General features: G+C 67.6%; 17 protein-coding genes and 1 tRNA gene. 8 read left to right on the forward strand and 10 right to left on the reverse strand.

What is annotated here, in order from left to right; all coding sequences use genetic code 11:
- The 4 genes from BFL28_RS19110 to rimP all read right to left on the reverse strand — a co-directional run.
- On the reverse strand, window positions 1–195 hold a 195-nt coding region (locus tag BFL28_RS19110), incomplete at its 3' end, for a translation initiation factor IF-2 associated domain-containing protein (RefSeq protein ID WP_131818694.1).
- Window positions 196–197: 2 nt separating this feature from the next.
- Entirely contained in the window at window positions 198–911 is a 714-nt protein-coding gene (locus tag BFL28_RS19115) for a DUF448 domain-containing protein (RefSeq protein WP_069322270.1), read from the reverse strand.
- Between the two features lie 13 nt (window positions 912–924).
- Window positions 925–2,556, reverse strand: coding sequence for a transcription termination factor NusA (gene nusA, locus BFL28_RS19120; RefSeq protein ID WP_069322120.1), 1,632 nt, complete (start codon window positions 2,554–2,556; stop codon window positions 925–927).
- Between the two features lie 2 nt (window positions 2,557–2,558).
- Complete coding sequence (gene rimP, locus BFL28_RS19125; RefSeq protein ID WP_069322121.1) at window positions 2,559–3,101, reverse strand: ribosome maturation protein RimP; 543 nt, start codon at window positions 3,099–3,101, stop codon at window positions 2,559–2,561.
- A 207-nt stretch (window positions 3,102–3,308) separates the two neighbouring features.
- On the opposite strand from rimP, the gene BFL28_RS19130 reads away from it, so the two are divergent.
- Window positions 3,309–4,469, forward strand: coding sequence for a PQQ-dependent sugar dehydrogenase (locus BFL28_RS19130; protein ID WP_069322122.1), 1,161 nt, complete (start codon window positions 3,309–3,311; stop codon window positions 4,467–4,469).
- Here the strand turns inward: BFL28_RS19130 and BFL28_RS19135 are convergent.
- Together BFL28_RS19135 and BFL28_RS19140 are read right to left on the reverse strand one after the other, a co-directional pair.
- Entirely contained in the window at window positions 4,447–4,842 is a 396-nt protein-coding gene (locus BFL28_RS19135) for a PaaI family thioesterase (RefSeq protein ID WP_079247319.1), read from the reverse strand. The genes BFL28_RS19130 and BFL28_RS19135 overlap by 23 nt on opposite strands.
- Window positions 4,839–5,279, reverse strand: a complete 441-nt coding sequence (locus BFL28_RS19140) for a PaaI family thioesterase (RefSeq protein ID WP_069322123.1) — start codon at window positions 5,277–5,279, stop codon at window positions 4,839–4,841. Before BFL28_RS19140 ends, BFL28_RS19135 begins: the two co-directional genes overlap by 4 nt.
- A 131-nt stretch (window positions 5,280–5,410) precedes the next feature.
- Between BFL28_RS19140 and BFL28_RS19145 the strand changes: the two genes are divergently transcribed.
- From BFL28_RS19145 to BFL28_RS19160, 4 genes are read left to right on the forward strand one after another with little or no spacing between them, the layout of a single operon-like run.
- Window positions 5,411–6,196 carry a crotonase/enoyl-CoA hydratase family protein gene (locus tag BFL28_RS19145; protein ID WP_069322272.1) on the forward strand — a complete coding sequence of 262 codons (786 nt, stop codon included), beginning with the start codon at window positions 5,411–5,413 and terminating at the stop codon, window positions 6,194–6,196.
- A 23-nt stretch (window positions 6,197–6,219) separates the two neighbouring features.
- Window positions 6,220–7,122, forward strand: coding sequence for a hydroxymethylbilane synthase (gene hemC, locus BFL28_RS19150; RefSeq protein WP_069322124.1), 903 nt, complete (start codon window positions 6,220–6,222; stop codon window positions 7,120–7,122).
- Window positions 7,119–7,793 carry a uroporphyrinogen-III synthase gene (locus BFL28_RS19155; RefSeq protein ID WP_069322125.1) on the forward strand — a complete coding sequence of 225 codons (675 nt, stop codon included), beginning with the start codon at window positions 7,119–7,121 and terminating at the stop codon, window positions 7,791–7,793. The genes hemC and BFL28_RS19155 overlap by 4 nt, the downstream gene beginning before the upstream one ends.
- Window positions 7,794–7,818: 25 nt before the next feature.
- Complete coding sequence (locus tag BFL28_RS19160; RefSeq protein WP_069322126.1) at window positions 7,819–8,646, forward strand: MICOS complex subunit MIC60; 828 nt, start codon at window positions 7,819–7,821, stop codon at window positions 8,644–8,646.
- A 10-nt stretch (window positions 8,647–8,656) separates the two neighbouring features.
- On the opposite strand, the gene BFL28_RS19165 is transcribed toward BFL28_RS19160, so the two are convergent.
- The 3 genes from BFL28_RS19165 to BFL28_RS19175 form a co-directional block, all read right to left on the reverse strand.
- Window positions 8,657–9,457: a DUF72 domain-containing protein gene (locus BFL28_RS19165; protein ID WP_069322127.1), complete on the reverse strand. Its 801-nt coding sequence runs from the start codon at window positions 9,455–9,457 to the stop codon at window positions 8,657–8,659.
- 35 nt (window positions 9,458–9,492) lie between these two features.
- Window positions 9,493–9,912: a DUF2147 domain-containing protein gene (locus BFL28_RS19170; RefSeq protein ID WP_069322273.1), complete on the reverse strand. Its 420-nt coding sequence runs from the start codon at window positions 9,910–9,912 to the stop codon at window positions 9,493–9,495.
- Between the two features lie 210 nt (window positions 9,913–10,122).
- A tRNA-Gly gene (locus tag BFL28_RS19175) sits at window positions 10,123–10,197 on the reverse strand.
- A gap of 185 nt (window positions 10,198–10,382) precedes the next feature.
- On the opposite strand from BFL28_RS19175, the gene BFL28_RS19180 reads away from it, so the two are divergent.
- Together BFL28_RS19180 and BFL28_RS19185 are read left to right on the forward strand one after the other, a co-directional pair.
- A complete protein-coding gene (locus tag BFL28_RS19180) occupies window positions 10,383–11,270 on the forward strand; it encodes a tetratricopeptide repeat protein (RefSeq protein ID WP_069322274.1) in 888 nt (295 codons plus the stop codon).
- A complete protein-coding gene (locus tag BFL28_RS19185) occupies window positions 11,267–11,899 on the forward strand; it encodes an LON peptidase substrate-binding domain-containing protein (protein WP_069322128.1) in 633 nt (210 codons plus the stop codon). Before BFL28_RS19180 ends, BFL28_RS19185 begins: the two co-directional genes overlap by 4 nt.
- 35 nt (window positions 11,900–11,934) lie before the next feature.
- On the opposite strand, the gene BFL28_RS19190 is transcribed toward BFL28_RS19185, so the two are convergent.
- Window positions 11,935–13,152, reverse strand: coding sequence for an FAD-dependent monooxygenase (locus BFL28_RS19190; RefSeq protein ID WP_069322129.1), 1,218 nt, complete (start codon window positions 13,150–13,152; stop codon window positions 11,935–11,937).
- Between the two features lie 90 nt (window positions 13,153–13,242).
- On the opposite strand from BFL28_RS19190, the gene BFL28_RS19195 reads away from it, so the two are divergent.
- A complete protein-coding gene (locus BFL28_RS19195; RefSeq protein WP_069322130.1) occupies window positions 13,243–15,549 on the forward strand; it encodes a DNA translocase FtsK in 2,307 nt (768 codons plus the stop codon).

Raw genomic sequence — 15,549 nt, forward strand, 5'->3', positions numbered from 1 at the left:
GGGCGGCGGTGCCGCCTCTTCCGCCGCGGGCGCGCCCTGCGGACCCAGCACGCGGCGGCGCTTTACTTCGACCACGACGGTGTTCGAGCGCCCGTGGCTGAAGCTTTGCTTCACCTTGCCGGTCTCGACCGTGCGCTTCAGCCCCAGCGGCTGGCGCATTCCGAGTTTCGGCTTTTCGTTTTCGGTATCGCTCAACTTTAATTCCCGTCTGTGCTTCGTTCGTCTTGATCGCCGCCAGCGCCCGATGCGCCTTGCGAGGGCATTTCGCAAGGTTCGGAGGCTGGATCGGGACCGATAAATTGCAGCCAGCGGGCAAGCGCATCGCTCACCCGGCCAGCTGCCCTGGGGTCTGTCAGGCCGACATGTACCACATTTTCGCGGCCAAGCGCCAAGGACAATATGGTGCGCGGGACCGGCAATGTGAAGCCCGTCGCCCCGGACCCTTCCCGATCCCGGCCGACGCGCCACGCCTGGTCGAGCTTGCGCGAGCCGTCCGCGCCGGCGTCCGCGGCATGGAGCAGCAGGTGCAGCTTGCCCATCCGGCCGGCCTTTTCGATCCGCTCGCCGCCGATCACGATCGTGCCGGCCTTGGCCTCGAGACCCAGGCGATCAAGGAACGCGCGCTGCAGCTGCTCGGCAATTCGCGCGCCGAGATCGTCGGGGATGGTGAGGTCGCTCGTCTTGAACGCCCGCGACAACGCGCCGCGCAGCTTTTTGCCTGATTGCTCGAGCTCGGCGCGGTTCACGCCGATCCAGGCGCCGCGCCCCGGCGCCTTGGCGCGGATATCGGGCAGCACTTCGCCGGTCGGCGAAAGGGCGAGCCGGATCAGCCCGTCGCGAGGGGATTCCTCACGCGAGAGAATGCAGGTGCGGACGGCGCCCTTGCCATCCGCACGCTTGCCTTCCGTCAGTTCAGACGCGCGCTCATTGCTCGGAGTCCGCAACAGCGTCCTCCTCGGTTGCCGGTTCGTCCTCGAACCAATGGGCGCGGGCGGCCATGATGATCTCGTTACCCTGTTCCTCGGTAAGGCCATATTCGCCCAGCACGCCGCCCTTGTCGGCTTCGCGCACCGGTGCTGCCGGCCCATCGCCGCGGCGACGCGGCTCGGCACGCTTCTTGGCGACCAGTTCGTCGGTGGCGAGATCGGCCAGATCGTCGAGCGTCTTGATCCCGGCCTTGCCCAGCGTGACCAGCATCGCTTCGGTCAGATAGGGCATGGTGGCCAGATCGTCCTCGACGCCGAGCGCGCGGCGCTCCTCGCGGTTCGCTTCCTCGCGACGCTCAAGCGCTTCGGCTGCGCGGCTCTGCAGCTCCTGCGCCAGATCCTCGTCGAAACCCTCGATCCCGGCCAGCTCGTCGAGCTCGACATAGGCGACTTCCTCGAGCGCGCTGAAGCCTTCGGCAACCAGCAGCTGGGCCAGCGTCTCGTCCACATCCAGCTCGTTCTGGAACATCTCGCTGTTCGTCACGAACTCCTGCTGACGCTTCTCGCTCGAATCCGTCTCGGTCAGGATGTCGATCGCCTTGGCCGTCAGCTGGCTGGCGAGGCGGACGTTCTGGCCGCGCCGACCGATCGCGAGGGAAAGCTGATCGTCGGGGACGACCACTTCGATGCGATCCTCTTCCTCGTCGATCACGACGCGCGCGACGTTTGCCGGCTGAAGCGCGTTGACGACAAAGGTCGCGGTGTCGGGCGACCAGGGAATGATGTCGATCTTCTCGCCCTGCATCTCCTGCACCACCGCCTGGACGCGGCTGCCCTTCATGCCGACGCACGCGCCGACCGGGTCGATGCTGCTGTCGTGGCTGATCACGCCGATCTTGGCGCGCGAGCCCGGGTCGCGGGCGGCGGCCTTGATCTCGATGATGCCGTCATAGATCTCGGGCACTTCCTGCGCGAACAGCTTCTTCATGAAGTCGGGATGCGCGCGCGAAAGGAAGATCTGCGGGCCGCGCGTCTCGCGCACGACCTTGAGGATCAGCGAGCGGACGCGGTCGCCGACACGCACGACTTCGCGCGGGATCTGCGCGTCGCGGCGGATCACGCCTTCGGCGCGGCCCAGGTCGACGACGACATGGCCGAACTCCACGCGCTTGACGACGCCGGTGATGATCTCGCCCTGGCGGTCCTTGAACTCTTCATACTGGCGCTCGCGCTCGGCATCGCGGACCTTCTGGAAGATCACTTGCTTGGCGGCCTGCGCGGCAATCCGGCCGAATTCGATCGGGGGCAGCGGATCAACGATATAGTCGCCGACGCTCGCGCCCTTCTGCAGCTTTTCTGCGCCCTTCAAGTCCACCTGCTTGAAGAAGTCGTCGACCTGCTCGACCACCTCGACCACGCGCCACAGGCGCAGGTCGCCCGTGTTGGGGTCGAGCTTGGCGCGAATGTCGTTCTCGGCGCCGTAACGGGCCTTGGCAGCGCGCTGGATCGCGTCTTCCATCGCCTCGATCACGATGGCCTTGTCGATCATCTTCTCGCTGGCGACCGAGTTCGCGATCGCGATCAGTTCGGCCCGGTTGGCAGTCACGCCAGAATTTCCTGCAGTGGCCATCGTCAAACCTCTTCTTCGATAATCTTGTCGGCGCCCTCGGCGGAAAGTGGCGCGGTTGCGGCAATCAGCCGGTCGGTCATCAGCAGCTTGGCGTCTTCGATACGCTCGAACGCGATGCTGTGGGTGACGCCCTGCTGGTCGGTGATGGCGATGGTCTGACCGTCCACGCCGGCGAGATCGCCCTTGAACTGCTTGCGCCCGTCGACCTTCTCGGTGAGCGTGATGCGCGCCTCGTGCCCCGCCCAGTCCTGGAAATCGGCGAGCCGGGTCAGCGGCCGGTCGATCCCGGGCGAGCTGACCTCGAGCCGATAGGCGTCGGGGATCGGGTCCTTGCCGGCCGCTTCCAGCTCGTCCAGCCGGTCCGAGATGCGGCGCGACAGGTCGGCGCAATCGTCGATCGTCAGCTGGCGCGTGTCGGGCCGTTCGGCCATCACCTGCAAGGTGGGGTCCGACGTACCGCCGAACATCTTGACGCGCACCAGCGCCAGCCCGAGCGCCTGCGCCTCCGGCTCGATGATCGCGGTCAATTTGGCGACGTCCGCCACGCACAAACTCCAGATACAACTTGTCGCCGCCGAACCCTCTGCGGGCCGGCCTCGGCAAGTTTCCAATGTCGAGAACAGCGCCTCTATAGGCATTTGTCCGGCGCACGGCAAGGATTTGCGTCATGTGCCGAACCGCGCGATCATGTCGCACGTGCAACATCACGCGGCTCCACGCGTTTGGGGGCCGTCTACTCGCCGGAGAAGTCCATGCGCCTGCTACCGATCGCCGCCGTTTCGTTGACCCTGATCGCCTGCACGGCGGCCGGGCCGGGCAACAGCCAACAGGCCGCGCCGAGCACCGCCGAGAGCACGACCCCTTCCCCCGCAGGTCTGCCGTTCACGGTGACTCCGATCGCCGATTTCGATGCGCCCTGGGCGATGACCTTCCTGCCCGACCGCCGCATGCTGGTGACCGAGAAGGCCGGCGTGCTGCTGCTGGTCAGCGCCGACGGCAAGACGAGCACGCAGGTGACCGGCATCCCCGCCGTCGACAGTGCAGGCCAGGGCGGGCTCATGGACGTGGTGCTCGACCCCGGCTTCGCCAGCAACCGGCACGTCTGGTTCAGCTATTCCGAGGCGGCGGCGAACGGCAAGGGTGTGGTGCTGGCGCGCGGCACGCTCACCGATGGCAAGTCGCCGAGCCTCGCCAACGTGACCACGGTGTTCCGTGCCACGCCCTATGTTGAGGGCAACGGTCACTATTCGGGCCGCATTGCGCTCGCGCCGGACGGCAAGCATCTGTTCTTCACCAATGGCGAGCGGCAGAAGTTCGATCCGGCGCAGGACCCCAAGGCGACACTGGGCAAGGTCCTGCGCTTCACGCTGGACGGCAACCCCGCCGGCGACCCGGGCCTGACCGCCAAGGGCTTCCACCCCGCAGTGTGGTCCTATGGTCATCGCAACCTGCTGGGCATCGCGTTCGACGCGGCCGGAAACCTGTGGGAGCAGGAAATGGGTCCGAAGGGCGGGGACGAGGTCAATCTGGTCCTGCCGGGCAAGAATTACGGCTATCCGCTCGTTTCGGACGGCGATCACTATGACGGCAAGCCGATCCCGCGCCACAGCACGCGCCCCGACCTGGAAGCGCCCAAGGTTTCGTGGAACCCGGTGATCTCGCCCGGCGGGCTGATCGTCTATTCGGGCAAGCTGTTCCCGCAATGGAAGGGCGACCTGTTCATCGGCGGCCTGTCGAGCCAGGCGCTGGTGCGAGTCGATGTGAACGGCACCAGTGCGGCCAAGGGCGACCAATGGCCCATGGGTGCGCGCATCCGCGAAGTCGAAGAAGGGCCGGACGGCGCCCTGTGGCTGCTGGAAGACGGCGGCCGCGGGTCGCAGGGCCGCTTGCTCAAGCTGACGCCGAACCGCTGATCAGGAAGTTCATGCGCGCGCTCGCCACCGGGCGATCGCGCGCATCCTGCCATGCCGCCGCCTCGACATTGGCGATGCGCGACCCCAGCCGCACCACCCGCCCCTGCGCGAACGTCATGTTGTCGCGCCCGCCCCGCATGAAATCGACCGTGACGTTGATCGGCTTGTAACCCACATCCTCGCGCCCGGCCGCTTCCAGTTCGACGGCCAGCGCGGCAATCGCCGCCAGTTCGAGCAGCCCGGCTAGCGCGCCGCCATGCACGAAGCCCGGCCGGCCGAGCACATCCTCGCCAAAGGGCATCGACAGCAACGGCGCGCCCTCGCCCGCCTCGATCGTGACGCCAAGCACCTTGGCATAAGGCGGCAGGATCATGCGTCCACCGTTCCGGTCGTCATGAACGTTCCCGCGACGTGCGCGATCGGGTCGTCGGGGTCGCCATCATGCGCGATGCCGCGCACGAATGCGACGCGCTTTGCCAGCCGATAGCATTCGCCGCGCCCGGTGACCGTCCGGCCCGGGGCTGCCGGACGCAGATAGTCCACGCGCAGATCGAGCGTCGCGTGCGGCACGAAGGCATCGCGCTTCAGCCAGACGGCAACGCTGGTCGCCATGTCGAGCAGCGCGACGACTGGCCCGGACGCGAGCACGCCGCGACCGACATCGCCGATCAGATCGGGCGAGAAGGGCAATACGAGTTCGCACCAGTCCGGACCATGAGCGAGATAATCGATGCCCAGCCGACCGCCATGTCCGTAGCGGCGCGCCGAGAAAAACATGCGCGGGTGAAATTTGGGCGGTGGGGTGGCCATGGCCCTGCCCTATCCAAGGCCGCGCGCCGAGGCAATTTGTGCCACCCCCTGTCGCAATCGCGCCGCCCGTCAAAGGAGTCGGCGATTGCCGGGCCCTGATCTAGGAAATGGCAAAGACGAGGGAGCGGATGATGAACGAATCGCGCGTGAGCATGACGATTGCAGACGGGATCGGCGATGTGCGGCTGGCACGCGGCGACAAGATGAACGCGCTCGACTCGGCGATGTTCGAGGCCATCGCCGATACGATCGATCGGCTGGCCGCGGCACCCGGCCTGCGCGCGGTGGTTGTTTCGGGCGAGGGTCGCGCCTTTTGCGCGGGACTCGACATGGCGAGCATGGCCGGAGGCGGATCGGGCATGGATCTGAAGGCCCGTTCGCATGGACCCGCCAACCTGTTCCAGCAGGTGGCATGGGGCTGGCGCACGCTGGCCGTGCCAGTCATTGCCGCGGTGCACGGCGTCGCCTTTGGCGGCGGGTTCCAGATCATGAGCGGCGCGGACATCCGTATCGCGGCCCCGGCAACGCGCTTTTCGATCATGGAGATGCGCTGGGGCATCGTTCCCGACATGGCGGGCTTTGCGCTGTGGCGCGGACTGGTCCGCGACGACGTGCTGCGCGAGCTTAGCTATACCGCGCGCGAGTTCGACAGCGAGGAAGCGCTGGCCCACGGCTTTATCACGCGCATCGCCGATCATCCGCTGGAGGCCGCGCTCGAGCTTGCTCGCACCATCGCCGCGCGTAATCCGCACGCGATTCGCGCGGCCAAGCGGCTCGCCAACGCTGCGGTGGACGGGGACTCGTCCGCGATCCTGGCGGCCGAGTCCGATGAGCAGGCACGGCTGTTGCGTTCGCCCAATCAGATCGAGGCAGTGATGGCGAACATGCAGAAGCGCGCGCCGGTCTTCACCGACTGATACGCACGCGCTAGAGCGCCGCCATGCTTCGTCTCGGCACCAGGGGTTCCCCGCTCGCACTCGTTCAGGCCAATCTGGTGCGCCACGCGCTGATCGCGGCGCATGGCTGGGATGCCGATGAAATCGAAGTGGTACCGATTCGCACGACCGGCGACAGGGTGCAGGATCGGCCGCTCGCCGAGATCGGCGGCAAGGCGCTGTGGACCAAGGAGCTGGACCGGGCGCTGCTCGCCGGCGACATCGACCTTGCCGTGCATTCGATGAAGGACGTCGAAACGATCCGGCCCGCCACGATCGCGATCGCCGCGATGCTGCCGCGCGAGGACGTGCGCGATCGACTGATCGGCGCGCCGGCGATCGCTTCGCTGCCGCAGGGTGCGCGGATCGGCACGAGTTCGCCGCGCCGCGCCGCGCAGATGCGGCGCATCCGGCAGGACCTCGCCATCGTCGCGCTGCGCGGCAATGTCGATACGCGGATCGCCAAGGTGGCGGCGGGCGAGGCGGATGCGACGCTGCTCGCGGCCGCAGGGCTCGAGCGCCTAGGCCGGCCCGAGGTGGGCGCGCCGATCCCGCTCGAAACGATGCTGCCAGCGCCATCGCAGGGCGCGGTGGGAATCGAAGTGCGCGCCGACGACGCCGCCACACGGGCGCTGGTCGCCGCGATCGGCGATCGTATCACCGAGCGCTGCGTGTTTGCCGAACGCGCATTGCTCGCCGCGCTGTCCGCCGATTGCCATTCCCCCGTCGCTGCGCTGGCGACGATCGAGGATGGCCGATTGCGCCTGCGCGCCGAGCTGCTGACCCGCGACGGCAGCGAATCGGTGACCGCGGATCGGGAGCTCGGCGCGCCCGAGGATGCCGCCAAGGTGGCCCGCGAACTGCTCGATGCGGCATCGCCGGCGCTGCGCGGCCTGTTCGGGCATTGATCCGGCCAGTTGCCGTCCTGCGCCCGGAGCCGGGCAACGCCGCGACCGTCGCGCGAGTCCGCGATGCCGGGCTGTCGGGCATCGCGCTGCCATTGTTCGAGATCGAGCCGGTCGACTGGTCGCCGCCCGCGCCGGACCGCTTCGACGGGCTGTTACTGACCAGCGCGAACGCCTTGCGCCAAGGTGGCGTCGGGCTCGCTGCGCTTCACGCGCTGCCCGTCCTGGCAGTCGGCGCGGCGACGGCAGCGGCGGCGCGCGACCATGGCTTCGCGGTCGAGCGGATCGGCGAACGCGACGTGCGCTCGATGCTGGCCGACGTCGCGCCGGTCCGCCGCCTGCTGTGGTTGGCGGGCGAACATCGAACGCGCATCGATCATCCGTCGATCGCGCAGACGCTTACCCTTTATCGCGCGGCACCGCGCCGCTGCGACCACGCCGCGCTTGCCCCGCTGGCGGGTAGCGTGGCGCTCATCCATTCCACGCGGGCGGCGCAGCAGCTTTTAACGGCGATCGATGCTGCCGGGATGGCGCGCGGCACCATTCGGCTGGTCGCGATCAGCGACAAGGCTGCGCATGCGGCCGGGCCGGGCTGGGAAGCGGTGGCGGTGTCGCGCGCGCCGACGGACCCCGCGCTGATCGACGCAGCGCGCGCCCTTGCGATTGACCCCTGACTGCTTCGGGAGAATAAGCAGCCCTATGACTTCCCAAGCGCCGCTCGCCGCTCCAGCCCGCGGCAACACGCTGCCAGCCTTGTTGATCGCGGGATTGGCCGCGTTCCTGCTGGGTCTCGCGGTCATGGCCGCGATCTTCCGTTTCAGCGACTGGGGCGCCCCTGCCCCGGCACCGGCTCAGCCGCAACCCGTCGCGCCCGCCACGGCGGCGCTGCCGACCAGTACCGACGTGGCGACGCTCGCCGCCCGGGAACAAGCGCTGGCAGCACGGCTCGATGCGCTCGACGCACGGCTGCGCGCGACCGACAGCGACGCGCGCACGGCCGGTAGCTATGCCGGCCGGGCCGAGGCGATGATGCTGATCTCTGCCGCGCGCCGCGCGATCGAGCGCGGCCAGGCGCTCGGCTTCGTCGGCCCCGAATTGCGCGCGCGGTTCGGAGCGGCCGAACCGCAGGCGGTCGCCACCGTGCTGCGTGCGGCGGGTGAGCCGGTGACGCTGGAGGATCTGCGTTTCGCGCTCGACCAGATCGCGCCGCGCCTGTCGACCGCGGCGCCTGGCGGGGGCTGGCTGGATGCGGTGCGCCGCGAGCTTGGCAGCCTCGTCATCATCCGCAAGGAAAGCGCGCCTAGTCCGCACCCGCGCGAACGCCTGCAACGCGCCCGCCGGCTGCTTGCACAGGGGCATGTCGAAGCATCTCTTGCCGAGATCAACCGCCTGCCCGGCGCGCAGGGCGCGGAAAGCTGGATGGCGGCGGCGAGCCGCTATGTCGAAACCCGCCGGGCGCTCGACACGCTCGAAGCCGCTGCGATCCAGGGCCGCGCGGCGCCGGGCGAAGCAGCGCCGACGGCCTGAACCACTCGCTTCAGGCCGTTGCGGCGATCAGCGCCTGCGCCCCGGCCGGCGCGCGCACCTTGCCGCCGTGGATGAAGAAGATGAACGTGTCGCGCGGCTGTTTCTTAGGCAGCGCATCCTCGACATAGGGTAGGCCATCGGGCTGGCCGCCGCCCGCCCAGATGCGCGCTGCATCGGCCCAGCGCTCGATCTCGCCATCGGGATAGCAAAGCGGATTGGCATCCTCGCCCTTTTCGAGGCGAGCGTAAACGAAGTCTCCGGTCACGTCGGCGATCGCCGGATAGTCGGGCGAATCGGCGAACACGATTGCGACGCCGGCCGCGCGGCACAGTGCGACGAATTCGGGTACCGCGAAGCTTTCGTGGCGCACCTGGATTGCGTGACGCAGCTTCACACCGTCATGGCGCGCCGGAAGCAGTTCGAGGAACGCGCCGAAATCCCGGGAATCGAACTTCTTCGTCGCCATGAATTGCCACAGGATCGGGCCGAGCTTCTCGCCGAGTTCGACGATGCCCTGGCCGACGAACTTCGCGATCGAGTCGCCGGCTTGCGCCAGCACCTTGCGGTTGGTGCAATAGCGCGATGCCTTGACCGTGAACATGAAGTCGTCGGGCACGGCCGCAGCCCATCCCGCGAACGTCGCGGGCTTGAACCCGGAATAATAGGTGCCGTTGATCTCGATCGCGCTCAGTTGACGGCTGGCGAATTCCAGCTCCTTCTTCTGGGCCAGTCCCTCGGGATAGAAGGTGCCGCCGCGCCACGGCTCGAACGTCCAGCCGCCGATGCCGATCCGAATCCGTTGCTCGCTCATTGGGCGACCTTAGCGCGGACGAGCGCCCCGCGGCATCATGAAATGCGCTTCCAAACCTGTTGCTTGCAGATCAGCCCGGCAAGCACGCAGCCCTTGCCGATCAGCGAATCGCCCTGAACCTTCATCTGCCCGGAAAAGGTGCGATTGATGTCGGGCACGAAAACGCGGCCCTTATATTCGTCCGGCGCGACGCGGCGGAATTCGTGGAACAGGTTGGCGCCGATCAGCTGATCGGTCCCGCCACGTCGCGCATCGGCCTTGGCCTTGTCGCTCGCCCAGATCACGGTGCCGCACATCCGGTCGGCTCCGCACGGCGTCAGACGGATATGCACGCTGTTGCTGGGGTTGCGCCAGGCGCTGCCACTCGCCGGCCCGGCGTCACCGCCGGCATAAGCGGCCGGCGCGAGCATCGTCATCGCGGCCGCAAAGGCGGCCAACATTGCCTTGCCCTTCATCGAATACCTCTTCTTCAAGCGGGAGGGCCGACCGGTGCGCGATCGGATCCATCCATCAAGCAGAGAGATGGGGACCAGGTTCGGCACGAAAAGGGCGGGAACGGGGCAATTTCCGAAACGCAGCGTACAGAAATGAGGCACGTCGCAGGCGACATGCGCCGTGACGGCATCGAAGTTCAAGTTTCGGAAGGCCGGCCCGTGATGGCCGGCTGGAGCGGGCGAAGGGATTCGAACCCTCGACCCCAACCTTGGCAAGGTTGTGCTCTACCCCTGAGCTACGCCCGCTCTGGCGCTTGTGTCGCCCACTCGGAAAGCCGAGGGGGCGGGGCAAGGTGGCGGCCTCTAGCAGCGGGTTTTCAGGTCCGCAACCCCAGAAATCGCATCCTCAAAGCCTCTTGGCCGTTACGCCTGCAACGCCCACATAGGGCGCCTGTTTGGATCGCAAGGGAATCGCCGTGGCCACGCTGGGACTGTCCGCCGCCGACAAGGAAGCCGTCGAGGCATTTCGCAAGGATATCGTCGAGCCGTCGATGACGAGCCTCGTCATCCTCGATTTTTGGGCAGAGTGGTGCGGGCCGTGCAAGGCGCTGGGGCCGGTGCTGGAGAAAGTCGCGGCCGATTATGCCGACAAGGGCGTGATCCTGGCCAAAATCGATGTCGACGCCAATCAATTCATCGCCGCGCAGTTCCAGGTCCGCTCGATCCCGACCGTCTATGCCATGTTCCAGGGCCAGCTGGTCGCCGACCTGACGAATGCACGCACCGAATCGCAGCTGCGCGCCAATCTCGACCAGATCCTGCGGCAGATCCCGGTGCAGAGCGAAGCCGCGCAGCAGGCGGCCGAGCTGGAGCCGCTGCTGGCGATGGGGGAGGAAGTGCTGGCGGGCGGCGACAACGAACGCGCCCTGTCGATCTTCGACCAGATCGCCGAGATGGCACCGGATCATCCGCAGGTCGCCGCTGGCCGCGCCCGCGCGCTGACCGCGCTAGGCGATCTCGCCGCCGCCGCCGCCGCACTGGATGGGCTGCCGGAGGATGCCGCCAAGTCGCCTGAGGTCGAACGCGCCCGCGCCGCCCTGACGCTGGCGCAGGAAGCCCCCGCCGACGACGAGCTCGGCGAGATACGCGCCCGTGCCGCAAGCGGCGACATGGCCGCGCGCTACGAACTTGCCGGCGCGCTGATGGCGCACGACCGGGAAGGTGCCGCCGAAACGCTGCTCGCTATGATCGCCGAAGATCGCGAATGGAACGAGGGGGCCGCGCGGCAGCGGCTGCTCAAGCTGTTCGAAGCAGTCGGCCTGGAAGATCCATGGGTGTCGGCGCAGCGGCGCAAATTGTCCGCCATCCTGTTCGGATGACTGCGCCAAAAACCACGAGGATTTCGATCTTTCCGCTGCCCGGCGCGCTGTTGTTTCCGCGCCTGGCGCTGCCGCTGCACATCTTCGAACCGCGCTATCGCGCCATGGTCACCGACAGTCTCGCGCGCGATCGCCGCATCGGCATGATCCAGCCGCGCCCGGTGACCGGGGTGGACAGCGGCGGTCCGCCGGCCTTGTTCGAGATCGGCTGCGTCGGCCGCATCGCGGAGGTGCAGGCACTGGACGATGGGCGGTTCGACATCGTGCTCGAGGGACTGTCGCGATTTCGCGTGATTCGCGAACTCGACGTCACTACGCCGTTCCGCCAGGTCGAGGCAGAGCTGATCGCCGACGGCAATGACGAGACGCTGTCGCTGGGCGAACGCGCATCACTCGAACTCGAATCGCGTCGCTTCGCCGATGCCCATGGCTATGCGGTGGACTGGGAGGCGGTGACGCGACTGGACGACGCCAGTCTGGTCAACGGCATCGCGCAGATTGCGCCCTTCGATCCGGCGGCGAAGCAGGCGTTGCTCGAGGCAGGCACGCTGAACGAGCGCGCCGCGCTGACGGTGCAGCTGATGCAATTCTTCGGCCGCCACGAGGGCGACGAGGGCACGCTGCAGTAACTGCTTCCCTGCGAAAGCAGGTATCCGGCGCGGACCTACGCCAATTCGCCCTGCAGCAACTTTGGCGTTGCCCCGGATTCACCCCGCGCTTCGGCCATGAACCAGTTCTTGAGCGCCGGCACCTTGTCCACCGCGGACAACCCGAATCGGCGCGCGGCATGCGCGGTCCTGCCGGGAATGCCGAACAGATGGGTCAGCGCATCGGTCGCGACCGAGACCATGAAGGTGTCGAGGCTGCGCCACCGCTGGTACCGCGCGAGCAAGGCGGGGTCGCCCATGTCGAGCCCGAGCCGCTTGCCCTCGACCAGCACCTCGACCAGCGCGGCGACATCGCGAAAGCCGACATTGACCCCCTGCCCCGCGATCGGATGGATGCCGTGCGCCGCGTCGCCGACCAGCGCCAGCCGCTGCGCGGTGATCGTTGCGGCGTGATGGAAGCCGAGCGGGTGCGAAAAACGGGGGCCGAGCGGGCCGAGCTTACCCAGGAACCCGCCCATCTTCTTTTCCGCCTCAGCCAGGAAGGCGCGTTCGGACAGCTTCATCATGCCCGCTTCCTCGCGCCGCTTTACCGACCATACGATCGCCGAGCGATGCCCCTGATCGTCATCGACCAGCGGCAGGATCGCGAACGGCCCCTGCGGATAGAATATCTCGAACGCGGTATTCTCGTGACTATGCTCGTGGTGCAGCGAGGTCACGATCGCCGAATGATCGTAGGTCCAGCGCGCGACGTTGAGGTGCGCCGATTCGCGAGTCGGCGAATTGCGACCTTCCGCGCCGATCAGCAACCGTGCGCTAACGGTCTCGCCGCTGCTCAACCGCGCGGTCACGCCATGCTCGCCGCGATCGACCGACTCCGCCCTGGTCTGCATCCGCACATCGGCCAGCGGCGCTTCGCGCGCAGCCGCCATCAGTGCTGCGCGCAGATGGCGATTCTCGAACATCGTACCGAGCGCCGGTTCGCCATCGAGCGGATCGAAGTCGAGCTTGCCCGGTTCAAGCCCGTCGCTCACGCGAATGCTCTCGATCGGGCAGCCCTTGCCTGCCAGCCGATCGGTCACGCCAATCGCTTCGAGCATGCGGAACGGCGCCGCGGCGATGGCAGAGGCGCGGCCGTCATGCGCGGCGGCAAGGATCGTATCGGGGTCGGCGGGATCGACCACGATGCTTGAGATGCCGTGCTTGTCGAGCGCCACGGCCAGGGCGCTGCCGACAAGGCCACCGCCGAGGATCAAGAGATCAGCCTGGGTCATATGCGGCGAGTAACCCACCCGGCTGCTTGACGCCAGAGGTGGAAGGGTCGAGAATCCGCGAACGAATTTCGAACATCCTTGGGGCGGGTTATGGCGAGCCGAGCGCAGCCGATGCTGTGGCGTGATACGATGAAGGCGGGGGCGAAGCGCAGCGGCGCGCTGATCGGCGCGATCGCGCTGTTCGTGCTGACGCTTGCCTCGGTACTGGCCGTGGGAACGTATAGTGGCGGCGATCCGTCGCTGAACACCGCTGCGGGCGGCCCGACCCAGAACCTGCTCGGCACGCCGGGTGCGTACCTCTCCGACTTGCTGCTGGCGCTTGCCGGCCTGCCGGTCGTCCTGCTGGCACCGGTCGGGATCATCATCGGCCTGCGCCTGTGGCGCGGCGAGCCGGTCGGCGACTGGAGCCGGATGCTGCTAGGTGCGGCGCTGGGGATCGCGATGATGAGCGCGGCGCTCGCCTTCGTATCGAGCCGCCCCGTGCTCGAGCTGCCCGGCGGATGGGGCGGGATCATCGGGCTGACGATCGCCAACCTCGTACGCTGGCTGCTCGGCTTGGCCGGCGAGCCGGCGGTGGTGCTCTGGGGGGCGCGCGTGATCGGCCTGGTCAGCGGGATCGCCGGCGTGGTGATCTGGGCGCGCAGCGTGCAGATCGATGTGAGCCGACATCTGACCCTGCCGCGGCGGGAGCGGAGCGCCAGCGAGGCTGACGAGGTGTTCGGCGACGACGAGGACGATGACGAGAGCTATGCCGCGGCCACGCCCAGGCCGCGCAAGATCGCGCTGCCTGAAACGCGACCCGGTCCGGTCATCGCCGATCGAACCACGCCCCCGGCTCCGCCCAAGGCAGCGAAGCCGGTGCAGACCAGCCTCGACTTCAAGGGCAATTACCAGCTTCCCTCGCACGAATTGCTCAAGCCCGGCCCCAAGACGGGCACCGGTGCGATCGACAAGGCGGCGCTGGAGCGCAATGCCCGGCTGCTCGAAAGCGTGCTCGACGACTTCCATGTGAAGGGCCAGATCGTCGAGGTTCGCCCCGGCCCGGTCGTCACCATGTACGAACTGGAACCGGCGAGCGGGATCAAGGCGAGCCGCGTCATCCAGCTGGCCGACGATATCGCCCGCAACATGTCGGCGGTGTCGGCACGCGTCGCCACGATCCCGGGTCGCAGCGTCATCGGCATCGAGCTGCCCAATGCCAAGCGCGAGGCAGTGAACCTGCGCGAGTTGATCGACAGCGAGACGTTCGAGGACATGGGGGCGCAGCTGCCGCTGGTGCTGGGCAAGAACATCGCCGGCGATCCCGTCATCGCCGACCTCGCGCCGATGCCGCACCTGCTCGTTGCCGGCACGACCGGCTCGGGCAAGTCGGTCGGCCTCAACTGCATGATCCTCTCGCTGCTCTATCGGCTCACCCCCGATCAGTGCCGCATGATCATGATCGACCCCAAGATGCTGGAACTCAGCATGTACAAGGGTATCCCGCATCTGCTCGCCGACGTGGTGACCGATCCGCCCAAGGCGGTGCGCGCGCTCAAATGGGCGGTCGAGCAGATGGAGGAACGCTATCGCATGATGGCGTCGGTCAACGTCCGCTCGCTCGGGTCCTTCAACGACAAGGTGCGCCAGGCGCTGGCCAAGGGGCAGAAGCTCGGCCGCAAGGTGCAGGTCGGCTATGATCCCGATACGCGCCAGCCGATCTATGAGGAAGAGACGCTCGAGCTGAACCCGCTGCCGCAGATCGTGATCGTGGTCGACGAACTGGCGGACCTGATGATGACCGCGGGCAAGGAGGTCGAATTCCTGATCCAGCGCCTGGCGCAGAAGGCGCGCGCCGCCGGCATCCACCTCATCATGGCGACGCAGCGCCCGTCGGTCGACGTCATCACCGGCGTGATCAAGGCGAACCTGCCGACGCGCATCAGCTTTCACGTGACGTCAAAGATCGATTCGCGCACCATATTGGGCGAACAGGGCGCCGAACAGCTGCTGGGCAAGGGCGACATGCTCTACATGCCCGGTGGCAAGCAGATCGCGCGCGTGCACGGCCCGTTCGTGTCCGACGACGAGGTGCAGGCGGTGGCCGATCACTGGCGATCGCAGGGTGCGCCCGATTACATCCAGGCAGTCACCGAGGAGCCGGAGGGCGAGGAATTCGCGCTGGATGGCGCACCGACCGGCGACGATTCGCCCGAGGAGCAGCTGTATCGCCGCGCCTGTCAGCTGGTCGCGGAGAGTCAGAAAGCCTCGACGTCATGGCTCCAACGCCAGCTGCGAGTCGGTTACAACAGCGCCGCGCGATTGATCGAACGGATGGAGAAGGACGGCCTCGTTTCCCGCCCCGACCATGTCGGCCGTCGCGAGGTGCTGATGGATCAGGACGGGCGGCCGCTCTAA

This window comes from Sphingomonas turrisvirgatae (assembly GCF_001721295.1).
GTDB lineage: Bacteria > Pseudomonadota > Alphaproteobacteria > Sphingomonadales > Sphingomonadaceae > Sphingomonas > Sphingomonas turrisvirgatae.

Bases quoted from the DNA above. Each gene is read 5' to 3' on its own strand.
- nusA (WP_069322120.1), bottom strand. From the start codon at position 2,556: ATGGCCACTGCAGGAAATTCTGGCGTGACTGCCAACCGGGCCGAACTG.
- BFL28_RS19130 (WP_069322122.1), top strand. From the start codon at position 3,309: ATGCGCCTGCTACCGATCGCCGCCGTTTCGTTGACCCTGATCGCCTGC.
- BFL28_RS19135 (WP_079247319.1), bottom strand. From the start codon at position 4,842: ATGATCCTGCCGCCTTATGCCAAGGTGCTTGGCGTCACGATCGAGGCG.
- BFL28_RS19140 (WP_069322123.1), bottom strand. From the start codon at position 5,279: ATGGCCACCCCACCGCCCAAATTTCACCCGCGCATGTTTTTCTCGGCG.
- BFL28_RS19145 (WP_069322272.1), top strand. From the start codon at position 5,411: ATGAACGAATCGCGCGTGAGCATGACGATTGCAGACGGGATCGGCGAT.
- hemC (WP_069322124.1), top strand. From the start codon at position 6,220: ATGCTTCGTCTCGGCACCAGGGGTTCCCCGCTCGCACTCGTTCAGGCC.
- BFL28_RS19160 (WP_069322126.1), top strand. From the start codon at position 7,819: ATGACTTCCCAAGCGCCGCTCGCCGCTCCAGCCCGCGGCAACACGCTG.
- BFL28_RS19165 (WP_069322127.1), bottom strand. From the start codon at position 9,457: ATGAGCGAGCAACGGATTCGGATCGGCATCGGCGGCTGGACGTTCGAG.
- BFL28_RS19170 (WP_069322273.1), bottom strand. From the start codon at position 9,912: ATGAAGGGCAAGGCAATGTTGGCCGCCTTTGCGGCCGCGATGACGATG.
- BFL28_RS19185 (WP_069322128.1), top strand. From the start codon at position 11,267: ATGACTGCGCCAAAAACCACGAGGATTTCGATCTTTCCGCTGCCCGGC.
- BFL28_RS19190 (WP_069322129.1), bottom strand. From the start codon at position 13,152: ATGACCCAGGCTGATCTCTTGATCCTCGGCGGTGGCCTTGTCGGCAGC.
- BFL28_RS19195 (WP_069322130.1), top strand. From the start codon at position 13,243: ATGGCGAGCCGAGCGCAGCCGATGCTGTGGCGTGATACGATGAAGGCG.